Source organism: Streptomyces sp. 8N616, assembly GCF_052246385.1.
Taxonomy (GTDB): domain Bacteria; phylum Actinomycetota; class Actinomycetes; order Streptomycetales; family Streptomycetaceae; genus Streptomyces.
This window is the reverse complement of sequence record NZ_JBQQBY010000003.1, coordinates 65084-83661: the sequence shown is the minus strand read 5'-3', so window position 1 is coordinate 83661 and position 18578 is coordinate 65084. Positions and strand designations below refer to the sequence as shown.

The 18578-nt window shown below is 72.8% G+C and carries 17 protein-coding genes and 1 tRNA gene; 11 read left to right on the top strand and 7 right to left on the bottom strand.

Annotation, left to right across the window (positions count from 1 at the left end; all coding sequences use genetic code 11):
- The first annotated feature begins 147 nt into the window (after positions 1-147).
- Positions 148-230, top strand: a tRNA-Leu gene (locus ACTWQC_RS03515).
- A 144-nt stretch (positions 231-374) separates the two neighbouring features.
- Positions 375-1274 (top strand): Bax inhibitor-1/YccA family protein, encoded by a 900-nt coding sequence (locus tag ACTWQC_RS03510; RefSeq protein ID WP_443314006.1) that lies wholly within the window; start codon positions 375-377, stop codon positions 1272-1274.
- A gap of 136 nt (positions 1275-1410) precedes the next feature.
- Here ACTWQC_RS03510 and ACTWQC_RS03505 read toward each other — a convergent pair whose 3' ends face one another.
- A complete protein-coding gene (locus tag ACTWQC_RS03505) occupies positions 1411-1641 on the bottom strand; it encodes a DUF4287 domain-containing protein (protein ID WP_443314005.1) in 231 nt (76 codons plus the stop codon).
- 122 nt (positions 1642-1763) lie between these two features.
- On the opposite strand from ACTWQC_RS03505, the gene ACTWQC_RS03500 reads away from it, so the two are divergent.
- Positions 1764-2075: a hypothetical protein gene (locus ACTWQC_RS03500; protein ID WP_443314003.1), complete on the top strand. Its 312-nt coding sequence runs from the start codon at positions 1764-1766 to the stop codon at positions 2073-2075.
- Positions 2076-2140: 65 nt separating this feature from the next.
- Here ACTWQC_RS03500 and ACTWQC_RS03495 read toward each other — a convergent pair whose 3' ends face one another.
- The 3 genes from ACTWQC_RS03495 to ACTWQC_RS03485 form a co-directional block, all read right to left on the bottom strand.
- Positions 2141-3037, bottom strand: coding sequence for a hypothetical protein (locus ACTWQC_RS03495; RefSeq protein ID WP_443314197.1), 897 nt, complete (start codon positions 3035-3037; stop codon positions 2141-2143).
- A 265-nt stretch (positions 3038-3302) separates the two neighbouring features.
- Positions 3303-4523: an acetyl-CoA C-acetyltransferase gene (locus ACTWQC_RS03490; protein WP_443314002.1), complete on the bottom strand. Its 1221-nt coding sequence runs from the start codon at positions 4521-4523 to the stop codon at positions 3303-3305.
- A 203-nt stretch (positions 4524-4726) separates the two neighbouring features.
- On the bottom strand, positions 4727-5770 hold the full coding sequence (locus ACTWQC_RS03485; RefSeq protein WP_443314001.1) for an SGNH/GDSL hydrolase family protein: 1044 nt from the start codon (positions 5768-5770) through the stop codon (positions 4727-4729).
- 197 nt (positions 5771-5967) lie between these two features.
- Here ACTWQC_RS03485 and ACTWQC_RS03480 point away from each other — a divergent pair, with 197 nt between their 5' ends.
- Positions 5968-7356 (top strand): cystathionine beta-synthase, encoded by a 1389-nt coding sequence (locus tag ACTWQC_RS03480; protein ID WP_443314000.1) that lies wholly within the window; start codon positions 5968-5970, stop codon positions 7354-7356.
- A 469-nt stretch (positions 7357-7825) separates the two neighbouring features.
- Here ACTWQC_RS03480 and ACTWQC_RS03475 read toward each other — a convergent pair whose 3' ends face one another.
- Complete coding sequence (locus ACTWQC_RS03475; RefSeq protein WP_443313999.1) at positions 7826-8251, bottom strand: hypothetical protein; 426 nt, start codon at positions 8249-8251, stop codon at positions 7826-7828.
- 92 nt (positions 8252-8343) lie between these two features.
- On the opposite strand from ACTWQC_RS03475, the gene ACTWQC_RS03470 reads away from it, so the two are divergent.
- On the top strand, positions 8344-9759 hold the full coding sequence (locus ACTWQC_RS03470) for an acyl-CoA synthetase (protein WP_443313998.1): 1416 nt from the start codon (positions 8344-8346) through the stop codon (positions 9757-9759).
- A 360-nt stretch (positions 9760-10119) separates the two neighbouring features.
- Positions 10120-11013 carry a MurR/RpiR family transcriptional regulator gene (locus tag ACTWQC_RS03465; protein ID WP_443313997.1) on the top strand — a complete coding sequence of 298 codons (894 nt, stop codon included), beginning with the start codon at positions 10120-10122 and terminating at the stop codon, positions 11011-11013.
- 69 nt (positions 11014-11082) lie between these two features.
- Here ACTWQC_RS03465 and ACTWQC_RS03460 read toward each other — a convergent pair whose 3' ends face one another.
- Positions 11083-12441 carry an APC family permease gene (locus tag ACTWQC_RS03460; RefSeq protein ID WP_443313996.1) on the bottom strand — a complete coding sequence of 453 codons (1359 nt, stop codon included), beginning with the start codon at positions 12439-12441 and terminating at the stop codon, positions 11083-11085.
- 177 nt (positions 12442-12618) lie between these two features.
- Between ACTWQC_RS03460 and ACTWQC_RS03455 the strand changes: the two genes are divergently transcribed.
- Positions 12619-13362 (top strand): cinnamyl alcohol dehydrogenase, encoded by a 744-nt coding sequence (locus tag ACTWQC_RS03455; protein WP_443313995.1) that lies wholly within the window; start codon positions 12619-12621, stop codon positions 13360-13362.
- Here ACTWQC_RS03455 and ACTWQC_RS03450 read toward each other — a convergent pair.
- A complete protein-coding gene (locus ACTWQC_RS03450; RefSeq protein WP_443313994.1) occupies positions 13355-14863 on the bottom strand; it encodes a diaminopimelate decarboxylase in 1509 nt (502 codons plus the stop codon). The genes ACTWQC_RS03455 and ACTWQC_RS03450 overlap by 8 nt on opposite strands.
- Positions 14864-14953: 90 nt before the next feature.
- On the opposite strand from ACTWQC_RS03450, the gene ACTWQC_RS03445 reads away from it, so the two are divergent.
- From ACTWQC_RS03445 to ACTWQC_RS03430, 4 genes are all read left to right on the top strand, one after another.
- The gene (locus ACTWQC_RS03445) at positions 14954-15547 is read left to right on the top strand and encodes a helix-turn-helix domain-containing protein (protein ID WP_443313993.1); all 594 of its coding nucleotides are present in this window, start codon (positions 14954-14956) and stop codon (positions 15545-15547) included.
- A 74-nt stretch (positions 15548-15621) separates the two neighbouring features.
- Complete coding sequence (locus ACTWQC_RS03440) at positions 15622-16842, top strand: NAD(P)/FAD-dependent oxidoreductase (protein WP_443313992.1); 1221 nt, start codon at positions 15622-15624, stop codon at positions 16840-16842.
- Complete coding sequence (locus ACTWQC_RS03435; protein WP_443313991.1) at positions 16830-17105, top strand: (2Fe-2S)-binding protein; 276 nt, start codon at positions 16830-16832, stop codon at positions 17103-17105. Before ACTWQC_RS03440 ends, ACTWQC_RS03435 begins: the two co-directional genes overlap by 13 nt.
- Complete coding sequence (locus ACTWQC_RS03430) at positions 17102-18478, top strand: FAD/NAD(P)-dependent oxidoreductase (protein ID WP_443313990.1); 1377 nt, start codon at positions 17102-17104, stop codon at positions 18476-18478. Before ACTWQC_RS03435 ends, ACTWQC_RS03430 begins: the two co-directional genes overlap by 4 nt.
- Positions 18479-18578 lie beyond the last annotated feature (100 nt).

The following is an 18578-nucleotide window of genomic DNA, read 5'->3' as shown; positions in this document are numbered from 1 at the left end:
GCATGTGCCTACCGCAGGTACCCCTTGTCTGACGCACCCTCAGTTGCCAATAAAATAAGACAACATCGGTCCGTCCGCCCGCAGTTCGGGGGATCGACCCGGATAGGCTCTGGATGCGCCCTGGGGGGACCGCAGGTCCGGGACCCTGCCCGGATGGTGGAATGCAGACACGGTGAGCTTAAACCTCACTGGCCTTAAGGGCCGTGCCGGTTCAAGTCCGGCTGCGGGCACCCGTAATCCCCCGGGCGCGCACTCCACGGCCCCCGGTGATTCGCCCTCTCTTCTCTAAGATCCTCCTCTGGTACTAGGGTGCATTCTTTGCCCACCCATTACTCTTGTGGCAAGGTCGCGCCCGGCGGCCATGGAGGAGTGAGATGAGGAGCAGCAACCCGGTCTTCTCGCGACGGGGATTCAGCCGCGACAACGGCTTCGCGGGCTTCAACGCGGCGCAGCAGGCCGGGGGCCCCGCCGCCGCTCAGCAGGGCAACCCGTACGCCACCGGCAACCCGTACGCACAGCAGCCTGGTAACCCGTACGCGCAGCAGCCGTCCGGCAACCCGTACGCCCAGACCGCCGATCCGTACGCGCAGGGCGCGCCGCCGGCAGCGCCGCCGCTGACCGACCGGATGACGATGGACGACGTCGTCATGCGGACCGGCATCACCCTGGGCACCGTCGTCGTGGGCGCGGCCGTCGCATGGCTCATGGAGATGCCGCTCGGGCTCGCCGTGGTCTGCGGTCTCGTCGCGATGGCCCTGGGCCTGGTCCAGGCGTTCAAGCGCCGGCCCTCGCCGCCGCTGATCCTGGCGTACGCGGGCTTCGAGGGCCTCTTCCTCGGTGCGCTGAGCGGCGCGATCAACGAGCGGTTCGCGGGCGCCCCGATGCAGGCGGTGCTGGGCACGATGGCGGTCTTCGTCGGCGTGCTGATCGCGTACAGGACCCGGCTGATCCGGGTCAACCGGCGCTTCTACCGCTATGTGATGGCCGCCGCGATCGGCTTCGTGCTGCTGACCGCGGTGAACCTGCTGTTCATGGCCTTCGGCGGCGGTGACGGCCTCGGCTTCCGCAGCGGTGGCCTCGGCATCCTCTTCGGCGTGGTCGGCGTCATCCTCGGCGCCTGCTTCCTGGCCCTGGACTTCAAGCAGGTTGAGGACGGCATCGCGTACGGCGCTCCGCGCGAGGAGTCCTGGCTGGCGGCCTTCGGCCTCACCATGACCCTGGTGTGGATCTACCTGGAGCTGCTGCGCCTGATCTCGATCCTGCGCGGCGACTGACCGTCCGCACGGGTCCGCACGGAGACGGTGCGGGGACCACACGGACACAGCCACTGCACGGACCACCGCGAAAGGCCCGGAGGCGCCGCCTCCGGGCCCTTCGGCCTTCTCGCTCGGGCGGTGTGCGCGGGCGCTGCTAGAGCAACTTTCGCGCGGCGCGCCGCAGGTCGTACTCGTGGATGATCGCCTTCGCGTGGCCGTACGCGAGGTTGTGCGCGCCGCGCAGCCAGTTGACCTTCTCCTCGAAACGGAAGAGGGCGGGGCCTTCGTCGACGGTGCGAAGCCAGTCGGAGATTTCACGGCCGGTGCACTGGGGGATACGGGAGAGCAGGTTCCGGTGGGTCTCTTCGGAGAAGACTTGGGACATCGGCGCCTCCGGACGCGTCCATTGCTGGGTCATTCACCTGGCCCAGGAGTGGTCCTTCACGACACCGTGCCTGAGTGTTCGCCTGTTGGCAACAGGCAGGGGTCGGCGCATAGGCTCGCGCCGTGCTCGATGTGACGCCCTTGGTGGCCGCCGTGGACCGAATCGCCGACCGGCTGCGGGCGGCTCCGCAGAGCAGGCTGCAGCGCGGCGCTGCGGCGGAAGGACTGGCGCTGGCGAGGGAGTTGGCGGCGCGGGCGCACCGCCTGGAGTTCCCCGGCGAGGAGCCCTGGCCGATGCCGGACGCGGGGATGTTCGCGGTTGCGGACCAGGTCGCGGTCGCCGGACACGATTTGGCCGAAGCCTTGCGTACGGCCTCTGCCGAGGAACTGGCAGAGGCCGTGGCATTCGTCGAGAAAGCGGCCGACCGCATCTAGACCGGGTCCGCTCCGGCCGGTGGGTGTCGTCGGAAATGCGCCGGATTTCCGTTCGACGGGCGGTGTCAGAGCGAGGCGATGACCCGGTCCGCGAGGATATAGACGCTCTCCTCATGCTCATCGCCGTATGCGAAGGTCAGGGCGTAAGCGCCTGAAATGCCGGAACCGCCCAGCAGTACGGGTTCCTTGCCCTCGCGGAGTGCCTGAGCCAGCTGCTCCGCCGTCTCGCGGTGGCCGGGGGTCATGCAGATCGTCGTGCCGTCCGCGAAGACGTAGACGTCCAGTGTGCCGAGCGGGCCGGGGCGCACGTCGCTCAGCGGGGTGGCGTCCTCGGCCAGCTTCTCGAGCCGGGACATGGTGCGGTCGTGGCCGGCGACGGCCGGCGGCACCGTGGGCGAGCCGCCTGAATCGTGGGAGTTGGCCGGGTGCGAGGGATGGCGGCGGCGGGCGGCCGCCAGCTCCGGCGACTCCTCGGCCTCCGCCGGGCCGCCGCCCTCGGCCGGGCTTCCTGCGGCCGAGCCCTGCTCGTACGCCTCGATGGATGCGTCCACGGCGTCGATGCTCTCCAGGACCTCGGCGACCTCGGCGCCCAGCGCCGGCTCCAGGCCCGCGAAGTCGGCCTGGCGCGGCAGGTACACCGGGACCTCGTCGCCCAGTGAGCCCGGGCTGCCCAGCATCGGAGGCGCGTCCGCGGCGTCGCGCGCCTCCTGGGCGGCCCAGAACGCGCGGGCCTCGGCCAGCTCCCGCTCCCGCTCCTCGGCGAGGGCGTCGGCCACGGCGGCGCGTATCTCCTCGGCGGGCGTCGTACGGGCCGCGGGTACGGAGGCGGCTGCCGCCCGGTCCGAGGTGGCGAGCTCGGCACGCAGAGCGGTGAGCTGCTTGCGCAGCCCATGCGCAGCGTGCAGGGCGGCGGCGCCCACGGCCGCGGCCGTGGCAGCCGCCAGCAGCAGGGCAAGGGACATGGCGCTCACTGACGTACTCCCGGGATTGAAAGAGGTCCCCCGAATTCCTACAACAGGTTGTCGTGGACCGCTGCCCGCCGTCAGTGCAAAACGTCACGAAATGGGCAGGCCCCCGGTGCTCCCGATTCCTCTCCCAGCCACCCTGACCTGCTAAAACGAAGTCCCCCAGGACATACATCACATCCTGGGGGAGATTCGGTCACGACCCGGTGGTGGCTGGGCCCGGTGTGGTTGATGGGGCCGGTGTGCCGTAAGGCCCGTGGTGTCAGCTCAGCCGCTCGATGATCATGGCCATGCCCTGGCCGCCGCCCACGCACATCGTCTCCAGGCCGAACTGCTTGTCGTGGAACTGGAGGGAGTTGATCAGCGTGCCGGTGATCCGGGCGCCCGTCATGCCGAAGGGGTGGCCGACGGCGATGGCCCCGCCGTTGACGTTCAGCTTGTCGAGGTCGATGCCCAGGTCGCGGTACGAGGGGATGACCTGCGCGGCGAAGGCCTCGTTGATCTCGACCAGGTCGATGTCGCCGATCCCAAGACCGGCGCGGGCGAGCGCCTGCTTGGACGCCTCGACCGGGCCGTAACCCATGATCTCGGGGGAGAGGCCGGAGACGCCGGTGGACACGATCCGCGCCAGCGGGGTCAGACCGAGCTCGCGCGCCTTGGTGTCGGACATGATGACCAGCGCGGCGGCGCCGTCGTTCAGCGGGCAGCAGTTGGCCGCGGTCACCAGGCCGTCGGGCCGGAAGACGGGCTTCAGGCCCTGCACGCCCTCGAGCGTCACGCCGGCGCGCGGTCCGTCGTCCTTGGCGACGACCGTGCCGTCGGGGGTCGTGACCGGGGTGATCTCGCGCTCCCAGAAGCCGTTCTTGATGGCTTCCTCGGCGAGGTTCTGGGACCGGACGCCGAACTCGTCCATGTCCTGGCGGGTGATGCCCTTCAGGCGGGCCAGGTTCTCGGCGGTCTGGCCCATCGCGATGTACGGGTCGGGGATCAGGTCGTCCTCGCGCGGGTCGTGCCAGTCCGCGCCCTCCTGCTCGGCGCGCGCCGCGGTACGGGCCTCGGCCTCGGCGAAGAGCGGGTTGTGGGTGTCGGGCAGCGTGTCGGAGTTGCCCTTGACGCTGCGCGAGACCGTCTCGACGCCTGCGGAGATGAACACGTCGCCCTCGCCCGCCTTGATGGCGTGCAGCGCCATGCGGGAGGTCTGCAGGGACGAGGAGCAGTAGCGGGTGATCGTGCAGCCCGGCAGGTGGTCCATGCCCATCTGCACGGCGACGATCCGGCCCAGGTTGTGGCCCTGCTCGCCGCCGGGGAGGCCGCAGCCGAGCATCAGGTCGTCGATGTCGCGCGGGTCCAGCTCCGGAACCTTGGCGAGCGCGGCAGCGACGATCTCGGCGGTCAGATCGTCCGGGCGGACGTCCTTGAGGGAACCCTTGAAGGCCCGTCCGATCGGCGAGCGGGCGGCAGAGACGATCACGGCTTCGGGCATCACGGCTCCAGAGGGAAGGTACGGCGCAGAGCGCCTCGTTGAGGGGCGGTGGTCGGGCGGCGGGCGGGACGTTCGGCAGGACTGTGTGGGAAGTTACCCGTACGTATGGCGAGAGGTCACGGCCTGTGGGCTGTGACGAGGGCCTCTTTTCTAAGCGCTTGCTCAGTGCTCGCTACCAGTATGACTCCGCGGCGCCCGAAGGGCTACGACTTCGTGTCGCGGACCGTTTCGGCTTCCGCCTCCGCCGTGGCCGCTTCGCCGGTGGGCAGGCGCCGACGGCGGCGGTGCTTCAGCAGGACCCACGGTCCGCGGATGCCGACCGGGGCCGCCGCCGCGACCTCCGTGCCGCCCTCCGAAGCCGCCTGGGCGGCCGCCTCCGCCACCGGCAGGATGCCCTCGCGCCGCGCCGCGTCCGGGCGTTCGGCCTCCGGCCACAGGCCCAGCGCCGCGCACAGCGTCGGCAGGACGGCCATCGCGGCCGTCGCGTAGCCCTCCGCCGACGGGTGGTAGTTGTCCGGGCCGAAAAGTTCGCGGGGGTTGGCGGCGAACTCCGGGCCGAGCAGGTCGCCCAGCGAGACCGTACGGCCGCCCTGCTCGACCACCCCGATCGTCTGCGCCGCCGCCAGCTGGCGGCTCAGCCGCCGGGCCACCCAGCGCAGCGGCTGGTAGACCGGCTCGATGGTGCCCAGGTCCGGGCAGGTCCCCACGACCACTTCGCAGTTCCTCTGGCGCAGCCGCCGCACCGCGTCCGCGAGCAGCCGCACCGAGCGCGCCGGCGGCATGCGGTGCGTGACGTCGTTCGCGCCGATCATGATCACGCAGACGTCCGGGACCAGGCTGCTGTCCGCGAGCAGCATCGTCACCTGCCGCTCCAGGTCGTCCGACTGCGCACCCGGCAGCGCCACCGTCCGCAGGTCCACCGGCCGCTCCGCGACGGCCGCAAGACCCGACGCGAGAAGCGCCCCCGGCGTCAGCCGGGGGCGGTGCACGCCCTGCCCTGCTGCTGTCGAGTCCCCGGCGAGAGCGAGCCGGAGCGGCCGCTGCTCCGAGTGGCGCGCGAACACCGCCCCGTACCGCCCGTCCGCGTTCGGCGGCGCGTCCCCCGAGCCGCCCACGGACCGCCTCGCCAACTGCACCTCGGTCATCAGCAGCCCGACCGCGGCCCCGCCCAGCAGCCCGATCCCGCCGCCGCCGTACGCCGCCGCGGCCGCGATCCGCCGTGCCACCCTCGCCCTCGACCTCGACATCTGCCGGCCCGCCTCCCGCCGCACTCGCTCGTACGCCCTGCTACTGACTGGTTGCCCGTTGTGGACCGCCCCGCAACTCCCCCCGTCCCCATACGGGGGGTCCGCCGGGTTCCCGGCGGAATAGGCTGGTCGCACCGGCAGTACGAGCGCGGCTGTCCGGCCGAACCGCGGAGACCCCGCCTGACCTGGAGAACGTCGTGCAGTATCACGATTCGATGATTGAGCTCGTCGGCAACACCCCGCTGGTGCGGCTCAACAGCGTGACCAAGGGGATCCGGGCGACCGTCCTGGCCAAGGTCGAGTACTTCAACCCCGGCGGGTCGGTGAAGGACCGCATCGCCCTCCGGATGATCGAGGCAGCGGAGGAGTCGGGCGAACTCCGGCCCGGCGGCACCATCGTCGAGCCGACCTCCGGCAACACCGGTGTGGGCCTGGCGATCGTGGCCCAGCAGAAGGGCTACAAGTGCATCTTCGTGTGCCCGGACAAGGTCTCTACTGACAAGATCAACGTGCTGCGGGCCTACGGCGCCGAGGTCGTCGTCTGCCCGACCGCCGTCGACCCCGGGCACCCCGACTCGTACTACAACGTCTCGGACCGGCTGGTGCGGGAGACACCGAACGCCTGGAAGCCCGACCAGTACAGCAACCCGAACAACCCGCGGTCGCACTACGAGTCGACAGGCCCCGAACTCTGGGAGCAGACCCGGGGGAAGATCACTCACTTCGTGGCGGGCGTGGGCACCGGCGGCACCATCACCGGCACCGGCCGCTACCTGAAGGAGGTCTCGGACGGGCGGGTACGGATCGTGGGCGCGGACCCCGAGGGCTCCGTCTACTCCGGCGGCTCCGGGCGGCCGTACCTCATCGAGGGCGTCGGCGAGGACTTCTGGCCGACCGCGTACGACCCCGAGGTGACGGACGAGATCGTCGCGGTCTCCGACAAGGACGCCTTCCAGATGACCCGCCGGCTCGCCAAGGAGGAGGGCCTGCTGGTCGGCGGCTCCTGCGGGATGGCGGTCGTCGCGGCGCTCAAGGTCGCCAAGGGGCTCGGCCCGGACGACGTCGTGGTCGTGCTGCTGCCCGACAGCGGCCGCGGCTACCTCTCGAAGATCTTCAACGACGACTGGATGGCCGACTACGGCTTCCTTGAGGAGGGCGAGCCCGCGGCCCGCGTCGCCGACGTCCTGGCGTACAAGGAGGGCGCGCTGCCCTCGCTGGTCCATATGCACCCAGACGAGACGGTGGGCGAAGCCATCGAGGTGCTGCGCGAGTACGGCGTCTCGCAGATGCCGATCGTGAAGCCGGGCGCGGGACATCCGGACGTCATGGCCGCGGAGGTCATCGGCTCGGTCGTCGAACGCGAGCTGCTGGACGCGCTGTTCACCCAGCGCGCGACGCTCACCGACCCGCTCGAGAAGCACATGTCCGCGCCGCTGCCGCAGGTCGGCTCGGGCGAGCAGGTCGCGGACCTGATGACCGTGCTGGAGGGCGCGGACGCGGCGATCGTGCTGGTGGAGGGCAAGCCGACGGGCGTGGTGAGCAGGCAGGACCTGCTGGCGTTCTTGGCCAAGACCACGGCCAAGTGACATGCGCGGCAGGGCCGTTGGCGCCGTCCACCCCACCGACGGAGAACTGGTACGTATGCGTCACGCGCGCGCAGCACGGACTTAACAAGGGTCCGGCACATTAGAGGACGTCGGCAAGGGAACAGCGGCAGCGAGCAAGCGAAAGCGAGTGAACGAACCGACACCCGAGAACGGCGCCATGGACCTCCGGAGCGGCTCCCGGACCTCCTGGTTGCCTCGGACGTGGAAGACCGGCCCTGACCCGGCACGCGTCCCTCGCGGGGACCGCCGTCGTCCCGCCCCCGGCCCGGCCGGGGTGCGGCGGTCCCCGCGCACATCTCGCAGCCGGGCGGCCCGTGATCTGCGGATACGGGCCGCCCGGTCGTCATTTCCCCCTCGGCCGGGTCCTCCCTCGGCCGGGTCCCCGTCGGCTCGCTTCCCTCTCGGTCGGCCCTGTGGTGTCCCGAGGCCTCCCGCGGTCCTCGATGGCTCAGTCCCGGTCGCCGGCCTCGGACTTCCGGCGGCGCAGCTGCCACGGCATCCGGCCCATGGCGTGCACGGCGTTCACGCCGAAGATGCCCAGCCAGGAGACGACCAGGCCGGGCAGGCCCTCGTGCACCGCGCCGATCGCCGACAGCGGCACGGCCAGGATGAGCGAAATGACGCCGAAGCCGAACCGCTCCCCGAAGGTGTCGCCGCCTGCGGCCGCTCCGGGCGGCCGCGCGCCCCGGGCGACCACCATCCGGTGTTCGGCGAGCTGTCGGCGCCTCCGCTGGTCGATCGTCCCGTCGAGCCGCTGCCCGACCTTCTCCAGGAACGAGTCGACGAGCTCCGGCTCGTACTCCGGCCCCAGCTCCTTGCGAGCTTGCAGGGTCGCGTCGAGTTCCTTCTTCAGCTCGGGGTCGCGGGCCTCCATGTCCTTCACGCTACGGTCACGGATGGAAGGTGTCGGTGGGGGTAACCCCCGAAGCGAAGTGGGGGCCGGCCCCCGGAGGAGAAGGAGCGCCCGTGTCCGACGTTCTGCTGCCGTCCCTGACCGGGCCGTACGGCGATGACAGCGCCGACGCGATCACCGTCGCGGGGCGGCCCTGCTCGCGCGAGCGGTTGGCGGGAGCGGCGGCCGCGGTCGCGGTCCGTATCGCGGGGGCCTCCGCGGCCGCCGTACGGGCCGAGGCGTCGCTCGAGACGGTCGCGGCGGTGGTCGGCGGCCTGCTGGCCGGGGTGCCGGTGGTGCCGCTGCCGCCGGACTCGGGCCCGGCCGAGCGCGACCACATCCTGCGCGACTCGGGCGCCGAGCTGCTGCTGAGCGCGGCGGGGCCCGGGCACGCGGCCGAGGGCTCGGGGCCTGTGGCGCCGGGCATCGAATCCGTACCGGTCGATCTCTCCGAGCGCGGATCCTGGACGAAGCCGGAGCCGGGGCCCGACACCACGGCCCTGATCCTCTATACCTCGGGCACGACCGGGGCGCCCAAGGGCGCGCTGATCCCGAGGGGCGCGGTGGCGGCCGACCTGGACGGGCTCGCCGCGGTCTGGGAGTGGACCCCGGAGGACACCCTCGCGCACGGCCTGCCGCTGTTCCATGTGCACGGTCTGGTGCTCGGTGTGCTGGGCGCGCTACGGGTGGGCAGCCGTCTGGTGCACACGGGCCGCCCGGCCCCGGAGGCATACGCGGCGGCCGGTGGGACGCTCTACTTCGGCGTCCCCACGGTGTGGGGGCGTGTCGTACGCGATGCCACCGCGGGGCGGGCGCTGGCCGGAGCCCGGCTGCTGGTCTCGGGCAGCGCGCCGCTGCCCGCGCCCGTCTTCCGGGACCTGGAGGCGCTGACCGGCCACCGGCCCGTGGAGCGCTACGGCATGACGGAGACTCTGATCACCGTCTCGGCGCGGGCGGGCGGCGAGCGCCGCCCGGGGTACGTGGGCACGCCGCTGCCCGGCATCAGCACCCGCATCGCGACCGAGGAAGGCGCCGGGATCGGCGAGCTGCAGCTGACCGGGCCGACGCTCTTCAGCGGCTACCTCGGCCGCTCCGAGGCGACCGCCGCCTCCTTCACCGAGGACGGCTGGTTCCGCACCGGCGACATCGCGGCGATCGACACCGACGGCTCCCACCGCATCGTCGGCCGTGCCTCCACCGACCTCATCAAGTCCGGTGGCTACCGCATCGGCGCGGGCGAGGTGGAGAACGCGCTGCTCGACCACCCTGCGGTGCACGAGGCGGCGGTGGTCGGCGCGCCGCACGACGATCTGGGCCAGGAGATCGTCGCGTACGTCGTCGCCGACGAAGGCGTCACGGAACGGCAGTTGACGGACTTCGTGGCGGCCCACCTCTCCGCCCACAAGCGCCCGCGCCGCGTCGTCTTCCTCGGCGCGCTGCCGCGCAACGCCATGGGCAAGCCGCAGAAGAAGCTGCTGCCGCCTGCTTGACGGGGCGCCCGCGGCGCGGCGGCCGGTTGCCGCGTCGAAGGTGATCACTGGCCATCCCTCGCCGGTTTGCATATGCTCATGCAGAGTTCTTGGGGACTGAATAGACGGACGCTTCCCGCCGCAGCCCGGCCGCCTTCGTCCTCGACGCCGGGCCCTATCGGTGACCGACTTTGTACGCCGGTCGACCACGCCGCCCGGCACGTTCCCGACCAGCAGGCACGGGGGCTCGCCGCGGACGCGCGGTGCGGGGCGCGGGACTTGGCCGCGAGCGGCCGGGGTGCTCGATCGGTTCGCGGAACTGGCGGAACGGTGAGCCGGGGGACGCGGGGCTTCCGCGACGAAGGACGGGAGGACGTGGACATGAGCGACGCGGAGAGCAGCACCAGCGGTGGCGGTACGGGCAGGGGCGGGGACAGCCGTACGGCCAGTGCGTCCGCGCGGCTGCAGAAGCTCTTCGAAGGGCACCGGCTGACGCCGGCACAGCGGCGCATCGCGCACTGCATGGTGCGGCGGGCGGCGGACGCGCCGTTCCTGTCGAGCGTCGAGCTGGCCGAGCTGGCCGGGGTGAGCCAGCCGTCGGTGACCCGTTTCGCGGTCGCGCTCGGCTTCGACGGATACCCGGCGCTGCGGCGGCACTTGCGGGAGGTCGCGCCCGCGGAGCGTACGGCGGGCGCGGACTCGTACAACGAGTACCAGCAGGCGGTGCAGGCCGAGATCGAGAACCTGCGGCACCTGGCGGCCGCGCTCGCCGACCCGGCACCGGTCGAGCGCGCGGGCAGGCTGCTCGCCGGCTCCCGGCCGCTGCCGGTGCTCGGGCTGCGCGCCGCCTCCGCGCAGGCGCGTGGCTTCGGCTACTTCGCGGCCAAGGTGCACCCGGACGTCCGGATTCTCGACGAGGGCGGCACGATGCTCGCCGACCGGATCGACGCGGCACGCCGCGCGGGCGCGAGCGCGCTGCTGTGCTTCGCGCTGCCGCGCCACCCGCGCGAGGTCGTCGAGGCCCTGGACCACGCGCGCGAGGCGGGCCTGACGGTGGTGACGGTCGCCGACAGCGCCTTCGCCCCGGTCGCCAAGCACAGCGACCTGCTGCTGCCCGCGGCGGTCGGCACGGGCCTCGCCTTCGACACGGCGTGCGCACCGATGCTGCTCGGCCGGGCCCTCCTGGAGGCCATGTGCGACGCCCTTCCCGACGCCCAGGCGCGCCTGGAGGAGTTCGACGCACAGGCGGCGGAACGGGGGTTGTTCGTGGAGTGACCCGGGGCCGGTGATGACTGCCGCCGGTTCGCGCGCGTACGGCGCGTACGGCTCGTACGGCCCGTCGCCTCACTCTCCGCGCGCCCGCAGCACCAGCTTGTTGACCCCCCACAGCCCGATGCCGATCGCGAGCAGCACGCCGGCCCGGATGTAGACGTCCGCCGCGCGGTCCGCCAGCGGGCTGGCCAGGATCACGGCGGTGATGGCGCCGAATACGGGCAGGGCCGTCGGCGTACGGAAGTGGGCGTGCGGGACGCGGTCCCTGCGGAGCACCAGCACGGCCACGTTGACCACCGCGAAGACGCACAGCAGCAGGAAGGCCGTCGTGTCGCCGAGACCCTCGATCTCGCCCGTCGAGACGAGCCCGACCGCGATCGCGGTGGTGAAGAGGATGCCGACGATCGGCGTCCTGCGGCGCGGGAGGACGCGGGCCATGCCGCGGGGCAGGATGCGCTCGTTCGCCATCCCGTAGCAGAGCCGCGAGGCCATCATGATGTTGATGAGCGCCGAGTTCGTCACCGCGAACAGCGCGATGAGCGCGAAGAGCTTCGGCGGGAAGTCGAGCCCGCTCGCCTTGACGACCTCCAGAAGCGGCCCGGAGGACGTCTCCAGCACCTTGTAGTCGACCAGGAGCGAGGAGACGAAGCCGACCAGGACGTAGACCGTGCCGGTGACCGTGACGCCGAGGAAGATGGCCCGGGGGAACGTGTGCGCCGGGTTCTTGGTCTCCTCGGCCATGTTGACCGAGTCCTCGAAGCCCACGAACGCGAAGAACGCCAGCGCCGTCGCGCCCAGGACACCCGTGAGCAGCGCGTACCCCGACCCGTCGGTGTGGAAGTCGCCGAGCCGCGACGGCTCGCCCTCGCCCGTGATCACGGCCCACGCCCCGATGGAGAGGATGACCACCAGGCCGGTCAGCTCGACGAGCGTCAGCACCACGTTCGTCTTCACGGACTCCGAGACGCCGCGCAGGGCGAGCGAGGCGAGGGTGAGGATGAAGAGGATCGAGATGAGCGTGGGCGGGATGTCCACGAACTCCTGGAGGTAGTCGCCGCTGAAGGCGCGGGCGGCCGCGCTCGCGGACGACAGGCCCGAGCACAGCACCATGAAGGCGATGATGAAGGTCAGGAAGGGGACCTTGAACGCCTTCTGCGTGTAGAGCGCCGCCCCGGCCGCCCTCGGGTACTTACCGACCAGCTCCACGTACGAGGCCGCCGTGAGGAGCGCGACGACGAAGCCGATCGCGAACGGCACCCACAGTGCCCCGCCGATCTTCCCGGCGACCTTGCCGGTGGTGGCGTAGATGCCCGTGCCGAGGATGTCGCCGATGACGAACAGGATCATCAGCTTGGTGCCGATGGCGCGCTTGAGCGGGGTGCCGTCTTCGGGCGCGCCGCCTTCGGCGGGTGAGGTGTCCGCGGTCTGCATGGAATGCGGCTACCCCGTTCGCGCCCCCGCGTCACCCGGCATCACGGCGGACTCGCGCGCCGTCACTGGTATAGACATGACAATCCAGCCGCCACTACGGTGCCCATTGGTCTGGGCCAGCCCTTGAGTGGCGCGGCCGGCCCGGACTGACCCATCCCCCCACGCTGAGGAGTCGTCATGTCCGCACGCCGCGGAGCCGTTAGGTCCAAACGCCGCATCCTGGCATCCGTCGCCGCGGCCGCAGTGCTGGGCGGGCTGGCGCTCGTCGCGGCGGAGTCTCCCGTCATCGCCGGAGAAGGCGGTACGCCCGCCCCCGCCGATGGGGCCGCCGCACCTGCAGCGGATCCGACGGACGGCTGGGAACAGGCGTCCTTCAGCCATTCGATGCACAAGCCGTGGAACCTGGACCTGAGCGAGCGTTACCGGTACGACTCGGGCTCGAAGACCCACACCATGTGGGTGTACTCCACCGACGAGCCCTTCGAGCAGGGCAGCGGCACCGACCCGCGCACCGAGATGCGCTGGCGCCAGGAGTACACCTCGGGCAAGCACATGTGGGACGCCGACGTCTACATCCCGGCGGGCTCGGACGGCGCCGACTTCATGCAGATCCTGCGAGCCAAGCACCCGGCGGGCACGCCGGCGACCGACATCATGATGCGGATCCACAACGAGAACGGCGGCACCGTCAAGCGCTACGACAGCCAGGTCATCAAGAAGGGTGTCTACGACACATGGTGGAACCTGAAGGTCGCCCATGACGCGGACGCCGGAAAGATCCAGGTCTACGCCGACGACGAGCTGGTGCTGACGGCCGACGACCGGGGTCCCGCGACCCGGCACTTCAAGAACGGCGTCTACCACCATGGGGAGGGCAAGGCGGAGGCCCGCTTCCGCAACATCCACTACTGGGTCAAGTGACGGAATCCGCACCGCCGCCCTGCTCACCCCCGCCCCGCCCCCCGCCGCTGAGCGCATCACCGCCCAGCCCGCCGCTGGTCAGCGCGTCGCGCTGCGCCCCGCCGCTCTCGGCGACGATCTCCGCAACCGTCTGCTGGGGGCGGGCGAGCGCGAAGCGCACGCCGCCGGGCGCAGCCGGGTCGGCCGCGAAGCCGTACACCGGTGGGCGCGGCAGGCTGTTGTACGCGAAGTGGTTCGTGAAGTAGTACGCGCCGGTGTCGAGCAGCGCGGCCAGGTCACCGGCCTCCAGCAGCGGCAGCGGCCGGTTCTCGGCGACCAGATCGCCCGCGAAGCAGCAGGGCCCCGCCACGTCCTGGGCCACGCGCGGGCCCGCCTTGGGCCGCCCCTTCGCGTCGTACGCCACCACCCGTACGGGCCAGAACTCGGGCGCGAAGACCGTACGGGTGGCGAGTTGGGCGCCTGCGTGCGTGACCGCGATCGGACGCCCGCCGGCCGACTTGGCGTACTCCACGCGGGCCAGCACCATTCCGCTCTTGGCGAGCAGCGCGCGGCCGAACTCGGTGACCAGGCCGTACCGCCCGTCGAGCAGGCCGGGGACGGTGGCGCGCAGCAGCCGTGCGTAGTCGCCGAAGGCCGGGGGCTCGTCGGAGGCGAAGCTGACGGGCAGGCCGCCGCCGATGTCGAGGGTGTCGATCTGCCGGCGTCCGGCCGCCGCGTTGATCGCCTCGGCGAGCTCGTACGTCTCGCGCACGCCCGCGGCCATCAGCTCCAGCGGCATCCCCTGGGAGCCGACGTGGGCGTGCAGCCGGGTCAGCCAGGGCCGGTCCAGGAAGGCGCGCACGATCCACTCGCGCGCCCCTTCGTCGCGCAGCGCGAACCCGAATTTCGAGATGGGCTTCGCGGTGGACAGCGCATCGATGGAGCCGCCGCCGACCTGCGGATTGACGCGCAGCCCGAGCGGGGAGGCGATCTCGCCCGAGGAGCCCGAGGAGCCCGAGGAGCCCGAGGAGCCCGAGGAGCCCGGCGAGCCCGGCGAGCCCACGAGCGTGTCGAGGCGGGCCAGCTCCTGCGGGTTGTCGGCGTTGACGGCGATGCCGAGGGCGAGGGCCTCGCGCAGCTCGGCGTACGTCTTGGCGGGCGAGTCGAGCACCATACGGTCCGCGGGCAGGCCCGCCGCCCTGGCCAGCGCCAGCTCCCCGGGGCTGGCCACCTCGCAGCCGAGCCCCTCGTCCGCCAGCAGCCGCAGCACGGGGACGAGGGCCGCCGCCTTCACGGCGAAGGCGTGCAGGACCGGGGTGCCGGGGGCGGTGACCTCGGCGAAGGCGGCACGCAGCGCGGCCGCCGAGCGCCGGATGCCGGTCACGTCCAGCAGCCCGGCGACCGGGGACTCCGGCGTGATCAGGCCCTGCTCCACCGCGGCCCGTACGGCCTGGTCGCGTCCGGCGGCCGGCCCGCCGCCCCTGCCCTCGGGGTCCCTGGCTGCGGAGTCTTCGGTGGTCATACAGCCACTCCACCACCCACGGGCCGCCCCTGCCCATCGTTTCCGTCACAGCCGCTCGTTACAGTGGCGGCCGCAGAGCGAGGAGGAGCCGTGGCCGGGGCAGAGGGACGGGCAGGGCGCATGCTGGGGGCCAACCTCCGCGCGCTGCGCACCGAGCGCGGTCTGTCGCTCTCCGAGGTCGCCCGCCGGTCCGGCGTCGCCAAGAGCGCCCTGTCGCAGCTCGAGGCCGGCAACGGCAACCCCACCATCCAGACGGTGTTCTCTCTGTCGAACGCTCTCGGGGTCCCGGTCTCCGATCTCGTCACCGAGCGGACCGAGCAGGACGTGCTGCTCGTACGGTCCGCCGGGCTCGACGTGCTGAGCAGCGAGGCCGTCGACCTGCGGCTGCTGCGCCGTATCGAGCCGAGGGGCGGCGTGCTGGAGATCTACGACCAGCGGGTCAGGCCGGGGGAGCGCCAGCACTCGGACGGGCACCCGGGCCTGGAACACGTCGTGGTCACCGAGGGGGTGCTCCGCGTCGGCCCGCCCGGTGCACCGTACGAACTGGGGCCCGGCGACTACGTGTGCCTGCCGGGCGCGCGGCCGCACATCTACGAGACGGCGGGTGAAGTCCCGGTCGTCTCCGTGCTGTTGATCGAATACCCGGACGGCGCGGGTATTGACCCGCCCGGCGCGCCTCATTAGCGTCGGCGTCGTTCTTTCTGGAGAACGGTTCTCCCGAGCCAGGGAACGCGAGCCAGGGAACGGCGGTGCGGTGCATGCACGTCCTCCGGAAACACCCCGACGTGGTCGTCGTGGGCAGCGGCATCATCGGCGCGGCCTGCGCCGAGGCCCTCACCCGGCGCGGCGCGCGCGTCACCGTCCTCGACCGCGCCCCCCTCGCCTCCGGCACCACCGCCGGCGGCGAGGGCAACCTCCTCGTGTCCGACAAGGCCCCGGGCCCCGAACTCGCCCTCGCCCAGGCCTCCCTGCGCCGCTGGCCCGCCCTGCTCGCGGCGCTCGCCGACGAACTCGGGCCGCGGGCGGCCGCCTGCGAGTACGAACCGAAGGGCGGGCTCGTCGTCGCCCCCGACGGACCGACCGGCGAGCGGGATGCGGCGGGCCTGCGGGCCTTCGCCGCGGCACAGCGAGCCGCGGGGGTCGACGTGCGCGACCTGACGCCGGCCGACGTGGCGGCTTACGAGCCGCGGGTGACGCGCCGGGTGAGGGGCGCAGCGTTCTACCCGGAGGACGCCCAGCTCCAGCCGGTGCTCGCCACCACGGCGCTGCTCGCCGCCGTCCGCGCGCGGGGGAGCGAGGTCCGTACGGGCGCGGAGGCGACGGGCGTGGCGTACGGCGGGGACGGCCGCGTGAGCGCCCTCCTCACCGTTACGAGCGGCCCCGTTCCGTGCGGAGCGGTCGTCAACGCCTGCGGCCCGTGGGCCGGTTCGTTCGCCGCGGCGGCCGGTGCCCCGCTGCCCGTACTGCCGCGCCGCGGCCTGATCCTGGTCACCGCGCCGCTGCCGCCCGGCACCGTCCGGCACAAGGTCTACGACGCCGACTACACCGGCGCGGCCGGGAGCGGCGATGCGGGCCTGCGGACGTCCACGGTCGTGGAGTCGACCCGCGCCGGGACGGTGCTCATCGGCTCGAGCCGGGAGCGCGCCGGATTCGAGGAGACGGTGCGGGTGACCGTACTGCGGCAGCTCGCCCGCAAGGCCGTGCGCCTCTTCCCCGCCCTGCGGAACGTCCCCGTCATGCGCGCATACGGCGGCTTCCGCCCCTACACCCCGGACCACCTTCCGGTCATCGGCCAGGACCCGCGCCGCCCCGGCCTCTGGCACGCGACGGGGCACGAGGGCGCGGGCATCGGCCTCGCGGCGGCGACGGGCCGGCTGCTCGCGGAGCTGTACGCGGGCGAGCGCCCGCACGTCGACCCCGAGCCGTTCCGGGCGGGGCGGCCAGGACTGTCGGTCGGAGAGCAGCCATGCGCACGGTGACCATCGACGGCGAGGAGCACGCGTTCGTGCCCGGCAGGACGATCGCGGCGATCCTCATCGCCGCGGGCCGTACGTCGTGGCGCACCACCCGTCACGGCGGCCGTCCGCGCGGCCTCTTCTGCGGCATCGGCATCTGCCACGACTGCCTGGTCACCGTCAACGGCCTCCCCGCCGTCCGGGCCTGCCTCCGCGAGGCGGAGGCCGGGGACGACATCCGGACCGGTCCGAACAGTGAGGATCCGAACGGAGAAGAGTCGCTGTGATCGTCGAAGAGGCGCAGGGCGTCGTCGTGGTCGGGGCGGGCCCCGCGGGGATCGCCGCCGCGCTCGCCGCGGCGGAGTCCGGGGTTTCCGTGGTGCTGCTCGACGGCGGGGCGCGGCCCGGGGGGCAGTTCTACCGGCAGCCGCTCGTCGGTCCGCCGGACACGCGGACGGTCCGTGCCGGGATGCGTACGGTCCGCGCCGGTGCCCGGCTCGAGCGGGCCGTACGCGAGCACCCCCGGATCGACCACCGCCCCCGCACCTCCGTCTGGGCCCTCGAACCGGGCCCGGAGGGCACCCACCTCGTCCACACCCAGCAGGGCCCCGCCGACGCGGCCCGCCCCGTGCGGACGATCGGGGCCGCCGCGCTGATCCTGTGCCCGGGCGCGTACGACCGCGTACTCCCCTTCCCCGGCTGGGAGTTGCCGGGCGTCTGCAGCGCGGGCGCGGCCCAGGCCCTCGCCAAGGGGCAGGGCATCGCGGTCGGCGGCCGGGTCGTCGTCTCGGGGACCGGACCGTTCCTGCTGCCGGTGATGGCATCCCTGCTCGACGTTGGGGCCGAGTGCCTCGGCGTGTACGAGGCGGGGACCCCCGCCCGCTGGCTGCGCCACCCCGTCGCCGCCCTCCGCGACGGCCTCTCGAAGCTGCCGGAACTCGCCGCGTACGCAGCCCGGTTGGCGGTGCATCGCGTCCCGTACCGCACCCGCCGTGCGGTCGTCGCCGCGCACGGCCGCGACCGCGTTGAGGCGGTGACCGTCGCTCGCCTCGACCCGGACTGGAACATCCGGCCCGGCAGCGAGCGCCGGATCGATGGTGTGGACGCGGTCTGCGTCGGCTACGGGTTCACACCGCAGCTGGAGCTCGCCGCGGCCGCCGGGTGCGCCTTGCAGGGCCCGTACGTGGCCGTCGACGCCGCGCAGGCGACCTCCGTACCGGACGTGTACGCGGCGGGCGAGATCACGGGCATCGGCGGGGCAGAACCGGCCGCCGCGGAGGGGGAGGTGGCGGGGCTGGCGGCTGCGGGCCGAACCATCCGGCCAGGGGCGGCGGCCCGGGTACGGTCCGGACGCCGCTTCGCCGAGGCCCTCGCCGACGCGCACCGCGTCCGCCCCGGCTGGCGGACCTGGCTGACGGACGACACCCTGGTCTGCCGTTGCGAGGAGGTCACATACGGAGACCTGCGCAGCGCGGTCCGGGACCGCGCCGCGGACGGCATGCGGACGCTCAAGCTCACCAGCCGGGTGGGCCTGGGCCCGTGCCAGGGCCGCGTCTGCGGCCGCAACGCGGCCGAGCTCGCGGGCCTGGACGCCTCCGGCGCGGACCGCCGCCCCATCGCCCAGCCCATCCGTCTCGGCGACCTGGCGGAGCCGCCGTGACTCCGGCGTCGGGTCAGGGGTGGGGCGGGGTGGCCCGGGCAGACCGCGCACCCACGCACCCGCACTCGCAATCCGCACGCCCCCAACCCGCACACAAGGA